This is a genomic window from Pseudoneobacillus rhizolycopersici (genome assembly GCF_054786815.1).
Genome location: NZ_JBTOOE010000031.1, coordinates 1 through 15,150 on the forward strand (window position 1 = coordinate 1; position 15,150 = coordinate 15,150).

The 15,150-nt window shown below is 35.3% G+C and carries 20 protein-coding genes; 3 read left to right on the forward strand and 17 right to left on the reverse strand.

Translation table 11 applies throughout. From position 1 onward, the window contains the following. Nucleotides 1-322: 322 nt before the first annotated feature. The 8 genes from ACX9YW_RS20905 to ACX9YW_RS20940 form a co-directional block, all read right to left on the reverse strand. Complete coding sequence (locus ACX9YW_RS20905; protein ID WP_460350194.1) at nucleotides 323-901, reverse strand: hypothetical protein; 579 nt, start codon at nucleotides 899-901, stop codon at nucleotides 323-325. A gap of 99 nt (nucleotides 902-1,000) precedes the next feature. Beyond that, entirely contained in the window at nucleotides 1,001-1,519 is a 519-nt protein-coding gene (locus ACX9YW_RS20910; protein ID WP_460350196.1) for a hypothetical protein, read from the reverse strand. Between the two features lie 307 nt (nucleotides 1,520-1,826). Further along, a complete protein-coding gene (locus ACX9YW_RS20915; protein ID WP_460350198.1) occupies nucleotides 1,827-2,336 on the reverse strand; it encodes a hypothetical protein in 510 nt (169 codons plus the stop codon). A gap of 43 nt (nucleotides 2,337-2,379) precedes the next feature. Further along, nucleotides 2,380-2,889 (reverse strand): GNAT family N-acetyltransferase, encoded by a 510-nt coding sequence (locus tag ACX9YW_RS20920; protein ID WP_460350200.1) that lies wholly within the window; start codon nucleotides 2,887-2,889, stop codon nucleotides 2,380-2,382. A gap of 45 nt (nucleotides 2,890-2,934) precedes the next feature. Beyond that, the gene (locus ACX9YW_RS20925; RefSeq protein ID WP_460350202.1) at nucleotides 2,935-3,522 is read right to left on the reverse strand and encodes a hypothetical protein; all 588 of its coding nucleotides are present in this window, start codon (nucleotides 3,520-3,522) and stop codon (nucleotides 2,935-2,937) included. A 483-nt stretch (nucleotides 3,523-4,005) separates the two neighbouring features. Continuing rightward, nucleotides 4,006-4,860 carry a peroxiredoxin family protein gene (locus ACX9YW_RS20930; protein WP_460350204.1) on the reverse strand — a complete coding sequence of 285 codons (855 nt, stop codon included), beginning with the start codon at nucleotides 4,858-4,860 and terminating at the stop codon, nucleotides 4,006-4,008. A 151-nt stretch (nucleotides 4,861-5,011) separates the two neighbouring features. Next, on the reverse strand, nucleotides 5,012-5,275 hold the full coding sequence (locus ACX9YW_RS20935; protein WP_460350206.1) for a metal-sensitive transcriptional regulator: 264 nt from the start codon (nucleotides 5,273-5,275) through the stop codon (nucleotides 5,012-5,014). 255 nt (nucleotides 5,276-5,530) lie between these two features. Next, nucleotides 5,531-5,821: a MazG nucleotide pyrophosphohydrolase domain-containing protein gene (locus ACX9YW_RS20940; RefSeq protein WP_460350208.1), complete on the reverse strand. Its 291-nt coding sequence runs from the start codon at nucleotides 5,819-5,821 to the stop codon at nucleotides 5,531-5,533. Nucleotides 5,822-6,071: 250 nt separating this feature from the next. Between ACX9YW_RS20940 and ACX9YW_RS20945 the strand changes: the two genes are divergently transcribed. Together ACX9YW_RS20945 and ACX9YW_RS20950 are read left to right on the forward strand one after the other, a co-directional pair. Then, entirely contained in the window at nucleotides 6,072-6,254 is a 183-nt protein-coding gene (locus ACX9YW_RS20945) for a hypothetical protein (protein ID WP_460350210.1), read from the forward strand. A gap of 172 nt (nucleotides 6,255-6,426) precedes the next feature. After that, complete coding sequence (locus tag ACX9YW_RS20950) at nucleotides 6,427-6,975, forward strand: DUF3231 family protein (protein WP_460350212.1); 549 nt, start codon at nucleotides 6,427-6,429, stop codon at nucleotides 6,973-6,975. Between the two features lie 76 nt (nucleotides 6,976-7,051). Here the strand turns inward: ACX9YW_RS20950 and arsC are convergent, their stop codons facing one another. The 9 genes from arsC to ACX9YW_RS20995 all read right to left on the reverse strand — a co-directional run bounded on the left by arsC (nucleotide 7,052) and on the right by ACX9YW_RS20995 (nucleotide 14,168). Further along, complete coding sequence (gene arsC / locus ACX9YW_RS20955; RefSeq protein ID WP_460350214.1) at nucleotides 7,052-7,471, reverse strand: arsenate reductase (thioredoxin); 420 nt, start codon at nucleotides 7,469-7,471, stop codon at nucleotides 7,052-7,054. Between the two features lie 29 nt (nucleotides 7,472-7,500). Beyond that, nucleotides 7,501-8,799 (reverse strand): arsenic transporter, encoded by a 1,299-nt coding sequence (locus tag ACX9YW_RS20960; RefSeq protein WP_460350216.1) that lies wholly within the window; start codon nucleotides 8,797-8,799, stop codon nucleotides 7,501-7,503. A 15-nt stretch (nucleotides 8,800-8,814) separates the two neighbouring features. Then, nucleotides 8,815-9,159 carry an ArsR/SmtB family transcription factor gene (locus ACX9YW_RS20965; RefSeq protein ID WP_460350218.1) on the reverse strand — a complete coding sequence of 115 codons (345 nt, stop codon included), beginning with the start codon at nucleotides 9,157-9,159 and terminating at the stop codon, nucleotides 8,815-8,817. A 249-nt stretch (nucleotides 9,160-9,408) separates the two neighbouring features. Then, nucleotides 9,409-10,662, reverse strand: coding sequence for an MFS transporter (locus ACX9YW_RS20970; protein ID WP_460350220.1), 1,254 nt, complete (start codon nucleotides 10,660-10,662; stop codon nucleotides 9,409-9,411). A 183-nt stretch (nucleotides 10,663-10,845) separates the two neighbouring features. Continuing rightward, nucleotides 10,846-11,340 carry an arsinothricin resistance N-acetyltransferase ArsN1 family A gene (locus tag ACX9YW_RS20975; protein WP_460350222.1) on the reverse strand — a complete coding sequence of 165 codons (495 nt, stop codon included), beginning with the start codon at nucleotides 11,338-11,340 and terminating at the stop codon, nucleotides 10,846-10,848. Nucleotides 11,341-11,365: 25 nt separating this feature from the next. Further along, entirely contained in the window at nucleotides 11,366-12,493 is a 1,128-nt protein-coding gene (locus ACX9YW_RS20980) for an NAD(P)-binding domain-containing protein (protein ID WP_460350224.1), read from the reverse strand. A gap of 85 nt (nucleotides 12,494-12,578) precedes the next feature. Further along, complete coding sequence (locus ACX9YW_RS20985) at nucleotides 12,579-12,725, reverse strand: hypothetical protein (protein ID WP_460350226.1); 147 nt, start codon at nucleotides 12,723-12,725, stop codon at nucleotides 12,579-12,581. A 35-nt stretch (nucleotides 12,726-12,760) separates the two neighbouring features. Then, the gene (locus ACX9YW_RS20990) at nucleotides 12,761-13,639 is read right to left on the reverse strand and encodes a permease (RefSeq protein WP_460350229.1); all 879 of its coding nucleotides are present in this window, start codon (nucleotides 13,637-13,639) and stop codon (nucleotides 12,761-12,763) included. An 82-nt stretch (nucleotides 13,640-13,721) separates the two neighbouring features. Further along, the gene (locus tag ACX9YW_RS20995) at nucleotides 13,722-14,168 is read right to left on the reverse strand and encodes a MarR family winged helix-turn-helix transcriptional regulator (RefSeq protein ID WP_460350231.1); all 447 of its coding nucleotides are present in this window, start codon (nucleotides 14,166-14,168) and stop codon (nucleotides 13,722-13,724) included. A 178-nt stretch (nucleotides 14,169-14,346) separates the two neighbouring features. Between ACX9YW_RS20995 and ACX9YW_RS21000 the strand changes: the two genes are divergently transcribed. Further along, nucleotides 14,347-15,099, forward strand: a complete 753-nt coding sequence (locus tag ACX9YW_RS21000; protein WP_460350233.1) for a YqcI/YcgG family protein — start codon at nucleotides 14,347-14,349, stop codon at nucleotides 15,097-15,099. The last annotated feature ends 51 nt before the right edge of the window (nucleotides 15,100-15,150 follow it).

Below are 15,150 nucleotides of genomic sequence, written 5' to 3' on the forward strand. Positions count from 1 at the left end.
AAAGTGTTTCCTAAACTTACTGCTTTCTCGCAAGTTTGGGAATGACTTTCTCAAAATATATCCTAAACTCCTTGCTCGCAATCGAATCTGAAAAGTCTTTCAAATGGGAAAAATGTATTATCCTCTTCCACTATAGTACCTAAGGATATCCCGCAATATCCAGCTCTTCAAAGGGAATAGGAAGGGATCTTCCAGAATCGTATGTACTATTTGCCTTAACCAAGCACAAATAAATTCAACCCTTTCAAGCGGACATTCCGAGACTGATCAGGTAATTCTTTAGGGTATATTTAGAAATTAAACCATTATGTTTGATTCCCAACTATTGAGGTTTGATGGCTTCAATTCTCCATTCCTCTTTGACCCTCTCCACATTGTTCCATCCCATCGCCTCGGTCATGATAAATTGATAGTCTTGCTGATTCTTGGTGCTATAGGTAAGTAGAATTTTTCCCTTTTGAACTCTCAACTCCTTGAGCTCAGTAACAACATGCGGTTTCCAGTTGTAATCGCCAAAGTAACAAGGGCAATTCCCTTCAAGATCTAATGTAGTAATACCAGTTCCATTTACTCGTGCAAAGTATTGCATAGCATCATTAAATGTTTTCGCCAACTTATAGGATTCAACCGTATTTTTAGCCTTAAGAAAGTCTTGATAGGAAACATTGGATTTTAGAGTGTCTACTTCCTCTTCTAATTTTCTATTTCTATTTTCCAACGATCCGATAGTAGAAGTATGATCACGTAAATCACTCTCTAATTTGGAGACTTTCTTTAGTAAATGCTCATTTTCTTCTTTCAATTCTTTCAATGTATCAAATTGTTCATTTTCTTTCATGATTGCTGTAATCGATATCATAGATAAAATGACGAATGCAGCGATTAACAATTGTTTTTTCATCAAAATCCCCTCCGAACCTTCCTATTAAACTTTAAAACTGTCAACATCACAGAACCTGGCTAAAGCAAGGGACAGATATTTTTTGGAACATAAACCAATTTATTCATATCCACCTCTAGCCTCAGGGAGAACCTCATATTCATCTTTATTTTTTACCATTTCAAAAATGAAATTTCGCAAGTCAATTAGTTGTTTTGCATCTTTCGTTTGTTCACAATATTCTCCAGAGATTGAATAATGAATTGTTTGACCATCGATAATAATCTCCCAGCTATCATCTTCATGTGGCTCTTGCATACAATCCACTTCAGGAGCAAGTTTCTTAGCTGCTAAAATATTCATTTCTCTCATTCTTTTATAGATCAGATTCATTTCCGTTGGTGTGAAGGTTATTTTAGTAGTGACAGTCCCATCTGCTATTAAGTCTTTAGTCACTATATCTGTCATTGAATTGATTTCATTCTTCATTCCAACCCCAAACTGGACGATAAAATCAAAGTCGCTTGGCATTTCAATGGGCATATTATTAACATTATCAACTGGTTGGGACACATTACCCGAATTACATCCAGTTAATAAAACCATTAGAAAAGCAAAGAGTAATAAGATTCCCCTCATCAGGAGTCACCACCTTAAGTATTTTCTACAGTAATACGAATGAAACGGAAGAAATGTTTCGTTTCAACATCCCCTAACACGGATTATTTTGAATATTTAGAACTATATATGATAAAATTTTTCACATGGAGAAAATTCCTATATAAAAAAGCGAATTCTAATTTAAATTGAGAAATTAAGCTTTTTCGTTGCACTGTTAAAGCACCATATAATTGCTTAGCAAAACGAATGAAGAAGAAAATCAATAGTTGTACACAAAAAAACGCTTGGAAATATTCCAGGCGTTTAAAATATGTTGTAGCTTATGTTAATTTAATGGCGATTTAATTTTATCTTTTAATTCCTCTGCTTGTTTCATAAAGGAATCCATACTTGCCATAATGGTCATATTAAATCCTAGCCCTACTTCACGAAGTGTGTTTCGTAAATCTTCAAAATTCCTTTTATCCTCTTCTGTTAAAATAACAAAGTTATTTACATCATCATGTGGATATTGATTTAGTTTAAAATACAAACTTTCAAGAATTTTCTTGTCTCGATTAGAAAGTGTCCCTAATTGCTCTGCCGTAGTCTTACCTAACCAGATTCCCTTTAATACATCTCCCAATTCTGTTGTAACCAAATTGGGTTCAGACCAGTTATTCTTCATCTGATTTGCAATTAAACCTTCCAATTCGACTAAATTATTTTGTGCTTCCGTCATGAGTACCTGTTCCTTAACAAAGTTTATTTTTAAAATTCCCCAAGCTACAATGACGATAAGTATCAGGTTCAACCCTATAGATATTCCGAACAAGGTTTTTTTCTTTTTACTCAATTTTTTGTCCCCCTCTGAATTCAAACCTCTTTTGCGTTTTTATTTAGTTCTCTTCGCTCCATACCATTAAGATCAAGTTATGGTTTAATTCTTTGCTTTGCCTAAAACCACATTTAATATAACTTGAAATGGCTCTAGTATTGTTTTTTTTCACTTCTAAGACGACTTTGGAAGCACCAATATTAGTAAGATGATTTAACATTAATTTGATCATTTTGGTGCCTATTCCTTTGCCCCATAGCTCGGTTTCTCCGATGAATTGGTCAATTCCAAATATATTTTGGTTCTTAGCAAATCCGTATGTATGTAAATCCTCATCTTGAATTTCATAATATTGGATATAACCTATTGGTTGATTTTGATATTCGACAATACAAGATTTGACATAATCTCTCCCTTCAACTCTTGGACCGTATTTTTGTTTTACCATATCTAAATTTGATGGTGGTTCTTCATAAAATTCCAACAACTTCTGGTTATTTAGCCAAGTAACCATTACATTATAGTCATAGCTAGTCATATATCGTATTAGCAGTTCGTCACTCTGTATCATCTATATTTCTCCTACTTATGTTTAGTTTAATGTACCAATTCGAGTTTATTGAGCAAAAATTGATTCAATTCTCCAATCCTCAACTTGATCCTCACTCTTCCAACCTAACGCCTTAGTCATCATAAATTGATAGTCTTGCTGGCTCTTCGTCTTATAGGTAAGGAGAATTTTTCCCTTTTCAATTTTAAACTCCTTGAGTTCAGTAACAACATGAGGCTTCCATTCCAACTTTTTTCCATAATTAGAAATGAAACAAGGGCAATTTAATTCCGGATCTAATGAAGAAATACCAAGCCCTTCTACAAGTCCAAGGTATTGAGTAGCATCATCGAATGTTTTGGCCACCTTATATGATTCAACTGTATTTTTAGCAAGAAGAAAATCTTGATAGGAAACGGAGGATGTTAGAGTATCTACCTCCTCTTCTAATTGTCTATTGCGATTTTCTAAGGTTCCTAAATTATTCCTAGCAACTCTTAATTCACTCTCTAGTTTTGATACTTTCCCTAGTAAATGCTTATTTTCTACTTGTAATTCCTTTAAAGTATCAAATTGCTCATTTTCTTTTATGACAGCTGTTATGGATATCATGAATAAAATGGCAATAGCTGCGATTAGAAATTGTTTTTTCATAAAAAGATCCTTTCATTCCTACTAAACTCTAAAAACGAATAAGACATAATTGAACATAGCTAGAGCAAGGTCACATTACTTAGGTGCCTATCCTCATCTTAAGCTAACACTTAAAGCATTCTAAAATAAGACGTAAGCAACCGAAGAAATGTTTCAATTCAATTTCCCCTATCTTACATTACTTATTAAATATATAGTACTTTGTTTGGAAAAGTACCTAACTACATATCAGGAAAATTCGAATAATGCAACATAATTGAAATTTACATGAAAAAAGCCTAATTTTTAATTAGGCTTTTTCGATGCAATTTAAAGTGCATTTGAAAGGATTAGAAGCATGAAAGAAATCTATTCTTAGAAGTACACAAATAAACAATATTTATACATCTAAAAATTGTTGCCATATACAGAAGAATAGATTTTCCAGTCGCCATCCACATTTTTACCTTAAATCCATTTTTTTCAAGATACGACAGATTCATTTCATTCAACATTTTCTATTAAATCGTTCATCATCTCTTTATTCATAGGACCGACTATTTTCATGCGAACTATTCCTTGGGAGTCAATCAGATAACTTGTTGGGATGGTTATCGCCTGATATTGGTCTCCTATATCCCCGTCTTGGTCGAGTAAAACAGGAAAAGTGATATTTTTCTTATTCACAAATTCCTTTACATGTCCGGGGTTTTTCTCTGATGTCGTCAAATTGATGGCAAGTATCTCTACTTTGGTTTTGTCGCTTGAGACATAAAAATCCTGCATATGTGGGATCTCAGCTTTACAAGGCGGACACCAGGTTGCCCAAAAGTTCAAAATGACCGTTTTTCCTCGCAAATCTGATAGTTTAACGTCCTCACCGTCTAATGTCTTTAATTGAAAATCAGGAGCTCTATTTCCTTCCTGTAACCCGATTTCAGCAATTTTTGTGCTGGCAGAATTTACGTTCGGCTTGTCCTCATTTAAGAAAAGATTCAATAAAAAATACCCACTCATCATTCCAAAGGCAAAAACAAGTGTTGAATGAAAAATGATATGGTTGGCTATTTTTAATTTTTTTGCTTTAAACATAAAATAAATGAATGCACCGAGTGTTCCTATTATTAGTCCCTTCGTTCCACCGGTAAAATATAATAACGACAATGGACTTTTTATGATTAATTTAGGCTCTAGTAGCAGCAGACTGCCTTTCCATAACAAAAAGCCCCAAAAAGCACCGTTTAAAGCAAAATCAAATAATTGTTTTCCAATCTCTTTCTCTTGTGAACGTATCAGCCATAGCTTCAGAAAAATAAATCCAATTGCAATGGCAAAACCAAGAACAATCCATTTCATCATAATGGTAAAAGAACCAATTTGGATAACCTCTATTCCCAGCTCCCCCCTTCTTTTAAAAAAGTTAAAAAAGCTAACGGAAGATGAGTATTTATAGGATCATTTACCCATTAGGGTATAAAAGATTTCAAAAATAAAAGAGGCGAAACCTCTTCTATCTGCTTTTTACCAAAAGATCAACAGCTTCCTTGACGATATCTTCCATCCTTTTTTCTCCCTGATTATCTGCATGTTGAACGCATTCTACCAAATTTGTGCTAACGATAACTCCAATCGTCCGATCAATGGCAGTTCTAGATGCCGATAACTGTGTAATGACCTCTTTGCAGTCCTTGTTTTCTTCCATCATTCTTAAAATACCTCTTAATTGTCCTTCAATCCGTTTAATTCTATTTTTCATTTGATCATTATAATCCATAAATTAACCTCCCTTTAAAAGGAATAAGATTGACACGCTTTTATATTATACCCACAAGGGTATGCTGTCAACCTAATCCTATTGTACAATAATTATCTGATATAAGTCAGAATGATGAGGATGATAAAACAGGGTTGTACATTTTATTTCATTTTTCAATTAATTCCCCTCTATGAATTCAATTTAACTTGCCAATAAATAAAGTAAGGTTCTAGAAATGATTATTATAATAAATTGATCCGCTAGCATAATAACTTATTTGTATTTTTCTTTATTGAGTTCCTCTTTAAGATGAAAGCACTTTTCTAGATCAATATCATAAATATTTGCTAATCCAACAACATAGTACAGAACATCATATAATTCTTCTTCAATTGTCCCTTTAATTGTCCCTTGTTGTTCCATTCTAATATCCTTACGCAAAACTGCTGCCAATTCTCCTACTTCTTCAATTAATTTTTGAAAGTAGGCGTTTTTTAGTTCAGGTTTATAGTCCTTGTCCATTATGTAATTTTGCAATTCTTTAATCGTCATATTTTTTTCCATTTTATCTCCTGCTTTTTATCCATTTACACTACTATTTCTCTATTAGAGAGCAATTCTCCTTCTGCAACTAAACTCGTGCGGTACAACAACCACGACTTTACAATATTAACCAAAATTATTAATGACTTTTGAAGTTTATCCAAGTGTGATCATACTCTTGTACAATTTTTCCCATGGAGCTTTTATTTTTCCTGATGACCTGATATTTTTCTCCATAACCACACACCCTATCATAACGGAGGTGAATTTTATGCGAGAAAAAGGGTTTGAACGGTCAAAAAAGTCTGATAATCTTTATGAACATATTCCCTATTTAGATAATAGTAAAAATCTTTCAACAGAAGCTTTTGCTGGTGGCAAGCCTTATTTAGATACGAGTGAGGATACTTCTACGCATACGAATGACGATTTTTTAGATACCAGCAAGGACTAATCAAAACAGTTTTTAGCTGTAGTTGGCATTATATTTTTCAAAAATACAAAAGGCTTAATACACAAGTTAGGCATCCTTGTCTATTAAGCCTGATTTAAGTAGTATGAATGAATTTACTATTAATGGAAATGATATCGATTAGCAGCTATTACTAATATATAGGAGGATAGTTATGACAAATCCTTTTGAAGCCATTTCTTCTATCATTAAAAACTTCGTAGATGGTGAACCAAAACCATCTTTACATGTTGGTGAAGTTATGGACCTTTGGACTGCTTATATCGCGTTCAATGAAGCACATGTTCTATACCAAGTAGGACTTAATACAACGACTGATACGGAATTAAAACATGCTATACATGCAGCTTTTAACTCAAGTAATGAAGATACCCAAAAAGTCGAGAGTTTTTTGCTTAAGGAGGGTGTTCCTCTACCTGCCATAAGTTCCCCAAAACCGCTATCAAATCCAAATTCAGTCCCAGAAGGGGTGAAATTAACAGATGAAGAAATCGCTAATTTAATTGCTGTCAAGGTAGCTGCCTCCATCACTTTTTGCGCTCAGGCTATGAGTAAATCAATACGTACTGATGTTGGGTTGTTATTCTTTGAATTCCAAGTCAATCTAATGAGATATGCTGCTCCTCTAAAGAATTTAATGAAAGAAAGAGGTTGGCTACGAATTCCTCCGAAATATATTCCACCTGGAATTCCAGAAGGTTAACCTTTCTGGCTTTTTATGCTTGTTTCGTAATAGAAATCAACTTTCCTCCTGTTCCATAGTGACTATTACGTTCTTTTTATAATCCTGTCTTTGCAAAGCGTTCCAATCTTTCTCCAATTTCATCTCGTACATGTTGGAAGAATGACCATTTCTCTTCATCAGTACCTTCTGCTTTAGCGGGATCATCAAATCCCCAATGAACTTTCTTTACTTGAGGAGGCGTAACAGGACAATGATCTGCTGCATGACCACAGAGCGTAACAACTAAATCTGCATGGTTTAATATTTCCTGATCAATCACATCTGACGTTTGATTGGAAATGTCGATCCCTACTTCCTTCATTGCCTTAACCGCATTTGGATTTAATCCATGTGCTTCAAGACCTGCACTTTTCACTTCCCACTCGTCTCCTAAATGTTTTTTAGCCCACCCTTCAGCCATTTGGCTACGACATGAGTTACCTGTACATAAAAAATAAATCGTTTTTTTGGCCATCCTGCATTGCTCCTTTTCGTGTAAAGATTTTAGTGAATGAATATCAACCATATATAGAGACCAACTAAAGTAATAAACAAGGTTGGAATGGTTAGGACAATACCGGTTTTAAAGTAAGTCCCCCAAGAGATTTTAACTCCTTTTAGTGATAAAACATGAAGCCATAATAAAGTGGCTAGAGAACCAATTGGCGTAATTTTTGGACCCAAATCCGAACCTATAACATTTGCATAGATTAAGGCTTCACGAAATACTCCAGTTGTATTCGTTTCCGCTATAGCAAGAGCGTCAATCATGACAGTAGGCATGTTGTTCATAATGGAAGAAAGAATCGCTGCAATAAAACCCATCCCGATTGTGGCTGCAAATAAACCTTGATCAGCAGTCACCTGAATTAAGTCTGCTAATACGGTTGTTAATCCAACATTTCTAAGACCATAAACGACGACATACATGCCAATCGAGAAAAAGACAATGGCCCAAGGCGCCCCCTTAATAACTGTTTTGGTATGAACGGCGGGGCTTCTTCTTCCCATAAACAAAAAGAAGATCGCTACAATCCCAGCAATAATAGAAACTGGGACACCGGTAAATTCACTTGCAAAGTAACCGATTAATAAAACCGCTAAAACAATCCATGATAAACGAAACATTCTTAAATCTTTAATGGCTTCAACAGGCTTTTTTAATTGGTTCAAATCGTATTGCTTCGGAATACTTTTATGGAAATAAAGGTATAAAACCAGGATACTTGCTACTAATGAAAATATGTTTGGAACAATCATTCGCGATGCGAACTCTGGAAAACTGATTCCAAAAAAGTCAGCAGAAACAATATTGACTAAGTTGCTTACAACTAAAGGAAGTGATGTTGTATCTGCAATAAAACCACTTGCCATAATAAATGGAAAAACCATTTTTTCTTCAAACTTAAGGTTTCTAACCATCGCTAGCACAATCGGGGTCAAAATAAGAGCTGCCCCGTCGTTGGCAAAAAAGGCTGCCACCAATGCTCCTAATATGGAGACATAGATGAACATTAATACACCGTTACCTTTTGCTGCTCTTGCCATATGAAGAGCAGACCACTCAAAGAATCCAATTTCATCTAAAATGAGAGAAATAATAATAATAGCGATAAAAGCTAATGTAGCATTCCACACAATGGAAGTCACATCGATAACATCTTTAAGGTCAACGACTCCTACAATTAACGCCAGAATGGCTCCACCACAAGCCGACCAACCAATCGAGAGTCCTTTTGGTTGCCAAATTACCAAGATCAGTGTTACTAAGAATATCAATGATGCTAATATAACCGATATCAATGAACTAACCTCCAATTAATCACACGAGATCCGCAATCCCTGTTTTGCTAATTCTTCTAATCGAAAATCTTGATTTGGAAGATGATGAAGTAAATCTTGAACCAATAGATAATAAGGGCCATCCTTGTTCAAAGAATATATAATCCATTGCCCTCTTCTTGTTTCCCTCACTAATCCAGCATCTTTTAATTTTCGAAGATGTTGGCTAACCGCAGGCTGACTAATCTTAAATATCTCAACAAATTCACATACACAAGCATCATGAGAATCAAGAATTTTAATCATGGTTAGACGGGTTTTGTCGCCTAACAATTTTAATATATTAGATACACTCTCCAATTCAACCATTGAATCTGACAAGTTATCCACCTCCCTGGAGTTTTTTATATAAGAAAATAATAATATACTAATGTAAATTTCAAATATATTTAAATATTAGCTTTTGTTATTGCCCGAAATAATAAGGAATAAACAATTATAAAAATATCCACCGTTTCACATCAGAATATAACCATTCGCTTATATAATAAATTACTTATAAGTTAATTTCAATAAGTGAAATGTAAAGTTTATTCCCATTAGAAACAGCTTTATGCAATCAAAAAAGACCTAATAGTAGGTCTTTTTTGATTGCATATGATTAAATTTGGTTTGTTTTGTTCTTTCTTTATATGGAATAATCCAGGCAATCGATAAGGATAAACATATGGCTGCACCTAACCAGAATAAATTCTTCAGCCCCATAAATTGTTCTAAGGTAAATCCGATAATAGGTCCAAGTGCAGCTCCTATATCAACAATGATCGTAAACAGTGTCATGATTACTATTTTGTTGGTCACCTTAGATGCATAATCACCGACAAATGAATCCATAACCATCGTTAAAATTGAAGCGATTAAAACATGGACAAGTAAAATTGGCAACCAAAGCATTAACGGTATGTCTAATGGGATCAATGCAAGTAAAATAACGGCACATGTAAGGAAAAAGGCGAGCATAACATTCTTCTGCCTAGCCTTATCAAGCATGTTTCCAACCCTCGGAATGATAAAAGGTGCGATTCCCCATCTTAACGCCTGCATAACTCCTGCAAGTGTAGCCGCTCCAACAACTACCCCTATAATATCTATTTCGTTTGTAAATTTAACCTCGATGATATGGCTTAAAGTCGCAGTTAGCATGCCATCAAGTATCATAATCAATAGAAATGCCGTACCTAAAATCATAATGAGCCTTCTATTTAGAAAGGATCCAATGTTGTCTATTAAAGATGGTTTTTTTCCGATTTGTTCATCGGATTGTATCGTTTTTGGAATATTTTTAAGAATGATAGGAATGCTCAAAAATGCAAAGATTCCTAGAGACATGCTAATAAATTTTATGCCAAATAAATCAGCAAACAATCCGCCAAACAGCATTCCAAACAAACTCCCCAGCCGATATAACCCATTATATGTCCCCATGAAGTTTCCACGGTTAGTGTCAGTTGATAATTGTAAGATCAATAAATATGCACCAAGTTTAAAAAGTGACCAGGAGAGTCCCCATATCGAACGAAGAATAACCCAAATAGTAAAATCTTCAACGAATCCATAGCTTATCGTAGTAAACCCACTTAATATTACAGCAAGTAGAATTCCAGTTCGTAGGTTTACTCTCTTGTATATATACCCAATTAAAGGGTTTAAGGGAAGCCTTACAAATCGGTTAACAGAAAGCAAAATGCCGACTTGAACAAGAGATGTTAAACCAACTTCATTCCAATGAGTAGGTAAGACTATATAAAGCATTGAGTCGCCGGCCAAACAAATAGCGGTAATTAAAGCAATTGCAACAATGGGTTGTTTAGTACTTTGTACCAATGAGCCCCATCTCCTTCTAATTTAATAAAAGAACAGCCTGAGAGTTGTCAGACTGGTCTTGGGCTCATCACCCACATCAAGAATTGCTTTTAATTTCAATCTTAATTGGGATAGGTCCACCACAACAACTGCTTGCTTTTGTTTCTGTAGCTGAAGTATATTTGCACTCCTCTTTAAACACTGTTAAAATAATTTTTCCATAGCCATAACATCTACATATTGCCCGTCTAACCTTCCTTGATTTTTAAATACTCCCACTTCACGGTATCCTTGTTTTCTATATAAACTTTGACCTAACTGATTAAAAGGGAATGTAAATAACACGATTTTATGGAAGTCATTTTCTTTAGCAACTGTCTCAATTGCTTTTAGTAGCTTACCTCCAACACCTCGACCCCTGCTCTCCCTTGATATATAAATGGATAAATCAGCGACTCCTAAATAGGCACATCGATTATTATAGGGATTTAAGGATGCCCACCCCAAAATCTGCCCTTCTGCTTCCGCAACGATAACTTGATACCGGCCACTATGATTTACAAACCAATCTTTCATAAATTGAACATCTTTTATTTCTGTTTCTAACGTAGCAATTCGATCCTCAATTCCTTGGTTATAAATAAGGCGTATGGATTCGATGTCTTTTTCAAATGCTTGACGAATGATTATGTCTTCCATTTTATTACCCCTTCGAAACAAGTCTCTATACACTCACACCTTCAGCCTTTTTAACAATGGAAGGAATGATAGAAAATGATGTTTTTCTTAATCCTAAAATAAATCTAAAAGTAGGTCCATGACTATGAGAAGAAAGAGGGCCTGCAAAATATAAACCAGGGACACTTGATTCAAATGACTCGTTCAGTCTTGGAAAGGAAGTGTAATCTTCTTCCCGTTCAATTTCGGCTAATAATGAAGCATCGAAAAATGGTACTTTATCGATATTAATATGGAAACCAGTTGCGGCAATGATGTGATTTACAACCTTTTCAGTCCCATTAGATAAAACAAGTTTCAGCTCATCATTATTTATTTGTTCAATTTTCTCAATAGCCACACCACTATTTTGTGGTACAATTCCTTCCACATACGGCTTTAAGAAATGTGCCACACTTCCTGGCGACTGCCCCCATCCTTGCTTCTTCTCTTCCAGAGGAAGAGTGTAGAAAATATCCCCAACATCCCGGAGCGCAATTTCATTTTCTCTACTTCCGGCATAATTAGGTCCGGACTTACGATAAACTAATTCTACATCAGCACCATCTCGATGTAGTAATCCTGCTGCTTCCCAAGCACTTTGACCGCTACCAAGAACAACTACTTTTTTCCCTTTAAATTCGGAAAAGCTTGTGTAACCAGATGTATGCGACACTAAATTTGATGGAAGGTCTTTTAAGAAGTTTGGTAAAAATTTATAATGTTCTACACCTGTAGCCACGATAATGTTTTTCGCTGTAAAAACCTCTCCACTTTCGGAAGTCACTTCGTAATTGCCTTCCTTGTACACTACCTTGGTAATTAATTCAGGAGTAAATTCAATTCCAGCCTTCTGAGCAAACCAATTTGCATACTCCACAAATATCGGCCTTGGCAGTGGTGTGACCAATTCTATACCAGTTTCTCCGGCGAATTGTTGGATCGTTAACTCATCCTTTGAATCTGAAAAACTAACAAACTCATGCGGAGTTCGGATAAACATATCTTGAGGCATTTGATTTTTCCAAAAATCCATTGGGTACCCGAATAATTTGTAACTTAGATTACTGGCAACAGTATGCGCAGCTAATGAGATCCCAAATGGGCCTGAACCAATAATAATGACATCTAACATAATAAACCTCTCCTTTTTCACACTAAATTTAATTGGTGGACCCTTCATCCTGGACTTAACTTATCGATAAAACCGTCTCAAATCTTTATGATTTGCAACAAGATGATTGATTTGCTTGCGATTCCTTATTCTCATCATCCTTATTTTCTTCTTTCTTCACTTCGACAAATTGAATGTTGCAACAAGAGCTATTACTATCCTTTTTACCAAATAAACTTTTTAAAATACTCATTTTTCATTTCCTCCTAAGTAATAAAATATTTTCGTTTAAACCATATAAAAGAGAAATCCGGAGACGGTTGACATCATGAAGACTGATACTACAAAAGCACCGACTAATTTCTTTTTGAAAATGCTATTTAAGAGTGTTAGTTCCGGTAGACTAGCGCCTGCAGAACTAATCATTAATGCCATAACAGGTCCAAGAGCCATGCCTTTTGCTACCATGATTTGAGATATTGGAATCATCGTTGAGAGTCTGATGTATAACGGGATACCTATAATCGCTGCAATTGGTACTAACCACCACTTATCTCCTCCCATATAAGTTGATATCCAATCAGTAGGAACAGCTCCGTGGATGATTGATCCGATACCAGCGCCAATAAGTAGATACGGGTAAACGGTTTTCATTAACTGAATCGTTTCAGAAATCGCTGATTTTATATTGAATCGTTTGGAATCTTGATCATAACCTGTCACAATCACTTGTCGTACTTGATTTGCGAAGCCGAGCTTTTCTAATGAGAATCCTATCATTACCGATAAAACGGAAGTAACCACTGTGTATATTACTGCCACCTTGATACCTAATATTGCTGTCATTAATGTAATGATGGTGGGATCCAGTACGGGTGAAGAAAATAAGAAAATCATTACGATACCAAACCGCACTTTTTTATTTAGCAAGTTCACGACGACAGGGATGGTTGAGCATGAACAAAAGGGTGTAATGAATGCGAATCCCAAGGCAATTGATGCGCTGACTAATGGGTGGCTCTTTTCCATCCATCTTTCCATTTTTTCATAGGGAATGAATCCTTGAATCAGGTTGATTAAAAATGAGATTCCTACAAATAAGACCGTTAATTCTAGAGCAATAATCAGAAAGCTTTTTCCTATTTCTAACCAGTTAACATCAAACATCTTTTTCGTCTCCTTTAAATTTGATTTTAATTAATTGCACTTTGCAAGTATTGGTGATTTTTTTATGAGCAACAATCGTTACTCATAAAAGTGGTTGACAGCAATATTTTGTTTTTTCCATTGCATTAGCCAATAGTTGAATGGACCGAAGCACTGTTTCTTTTTCAAAATCATTGAGATGAGAAAATACTTCCTCTAGATACTGTTCCATTTGTGTGTCGATGGCTGTTGCGACAAACTTGCCCTCTGTTGTCAAAGATAAAATCGAAATTCGTCGATCATTAGGATCCTGTGACTTTTTCACAAAACCTTGTTTTATTAAGCTTTGAATTTGTCTGCTGAAAGTAGTTATGTCGATTCCAAGATTTTGCGCAAGCTGTTGCATAGCTGGATGATGACTTTTATCAATTTCATATAGGATATGACTATGGACAACAGATATCTCGACATTGCCAACCGTACAACAATTTTTATTTAAGAAACCAAATCGGCGAGTCAAAATTTGAAAAAGCTCACGAGTGTTTTCCATTATTTTCACCTCTTGGTTTTATCATACAACATTATTTGTAATTTGCAAGTATTTATTTTAAATAAATTTAATATCATTTCTAATGTGCACTTCCTAAGGTCTTGCCCAATTATAAATCGAACATCCACCTTCCCTTATAGGGTTGAATATACTGCCATATACTTTGGAGGTGGGTAGAATGAAGATGCTTTACCAAGATGACCCTGCTGCTAGGCCGCAACTAGAAGATTGGAAAAAAAGTGCCCTAGAAAACTTTTCGATGAAAATGAGTAATAAAAATAATCCCTTTCCATGCATCCCAGCAACGATTGGTTTCACCAAAAATCAGCTCCGATATAGCTTTATCGGAGATCCTAGAGATCCTTCAACTATAATGGAATTGGCAGAAGCAATAAAAGCCTTTAGCAAGACTTCAAGGGATAGCGGTCCCTTTACTTCTTTAATCGTATTCTACGAAACTCCAGAGGAAATGATATCTACTTATAGAGTGGAAGATTATGAAAATCTATTCTGGTATCATTTGAGTGGGGTAAGTGCCATTGATCCCTATGAATGGCCTGAAGAGATTCCAACGAATCCACATGATCCATTATGGGAGTTTTGTTATAATGGGGAAAAATACTTTATGTATTGTGCAACTCCTGCTCATAAAAATCGCCAAAGCAGGCATTTTGACGTGATGATGCTTGCCATTACCCCTCGTTGGGTCCTTCAGGATTTTAACAAGCAGCCAAAGTTGGCTGCTCGAATCAAAAAACAAGTAAGAAAACGGCTAGAAGCTTATGATTCAGCCCCCATTCACCCCGATTTAAACAGCTATGGCATGGATGATAATTTTGAATGGAAACAATATTTTCTCCGCGACGATGATCGCTCATTATCCAAATGCCCCTTTCACCGAATGCTCAGGTTTTTAAACCTTGACCAATAAAGCATGCAGGAGAGTGCTCCTGCAATACATAATCTCCTGTCAGCTGATTAA

Bases quoted from the DNA above. Each gene is read 5' to 3' on its own strand.
- ACX9YW_RS20905 (WP_460350194.1), bottom strand. From the start codon at position 901: ATGAAAAAACAATTGTTAATCGCTGCATTCGTCATTTTATCTATGATA.
- ACX9YW_RS20910 (WP_460350196.1), bottom strand. From the start codon at position 1,519: ATGAGGGGAATCTTATTACTCTTTGCTTTTCTAATGGTTTTATTAACT.
- ACX9YW_RS20920 (WP_460350200.1), bottom strand. From the start codon at position 2,889: ATGATACAGAGTGACGAACTGCTAATACGATATATGACTAGCTATGAC.
- ACX9YW_RS20925 (WP_460350202.1), bottom strand. From the start codon at position 3,522: ATGAAAAAACAATTTCTAATCGCAGCTATTGCCATTTTATTCATGATA.
- ACX9YW_RS20930 (WP_460350204.1), bottom strand. From the start codon at position 4,860: ATGATGAAATGGATTGTTCTTGGTTTTGCCATTGCAATTGGATTTATT.
- ACX9YW_RS20935 (WP_460350206.1), bottom strand. From the start codon at position 5,275: ATGGATTATAATGATCAAATGAAAAATAGAATTAAACGGATTGAAGGA.
- ACX9YW_RS20940 (WP_460350208.1), bottom strand. From the start codon at position 5,821: ATGGAAAAAAATATGACGATTAAAGAATTGCAAAATTACATAATGGAC.
- ACX9YW_RS20945 (WP_460350210.1), top strand. From the start codon at position 6,072: ATGCGAGAAAAAGGGTTTGAACGGTCAAAAAAGTCTGATAATCTTTAT.
- ACX9YW_RS20950 (WP_460350212.1), top strand. From the start codon at position 6,427: ATGACAAATCCTTTTGAAGCCATTTCTTCTATCATTAAAAACTTCGTA.
- arsC (WP_460350214.1), bottom strand. From the start codon at position 7,471: ATGGCCAAAAAAACGATTTATTTTTTATGTACAGGTAACTCATGTCGT.
- ACX9YW_RS20975 (WP_460350222.1), bottom strand. From the start codon at position 11,340: ATGGAAGACATAATCATTCGTCAAGCATTTGAAAAAGACATCGAATCC.
- ACX9YW_RS20980 (WP_460350224.1), bottom strand. From the start codon at position 12,493: ATGTTAGATGTCATTATTATTGGTTCAGGCCCATTTGGGATCTCATTA.
- ACX9YW_RS20985 (WP_460350226.1), bottom strand. From the start codon at position 12,725: ATGAGTATTTTAAAAAGTTTATTTGGTAAAAAGGATAGTAATAGCTCT.
- ACX9YW_RS20990 (WP_460350229.1), bottom strand. From the start codon at position 13,639: ATGTTTGATGTTAACTGGTTAGAAATAGGAAAAAGCTTTCTGATTATT.
- ACX9YW_RS20995 (WP_460350231.1), bottom strand. From the start codon at position 14,168: ATGGAAAACACTCGTGAGCTTTTTCAAATTTTGACTCGCCGATTTGGT.
- ACX9YW_RS21000 (WP_460350233.1), top strand. From the start codon at position 14,347: ATGAAGATGCTTTACCAAGATGACCCTGCTGCTAGGCCGCAACTAGAA.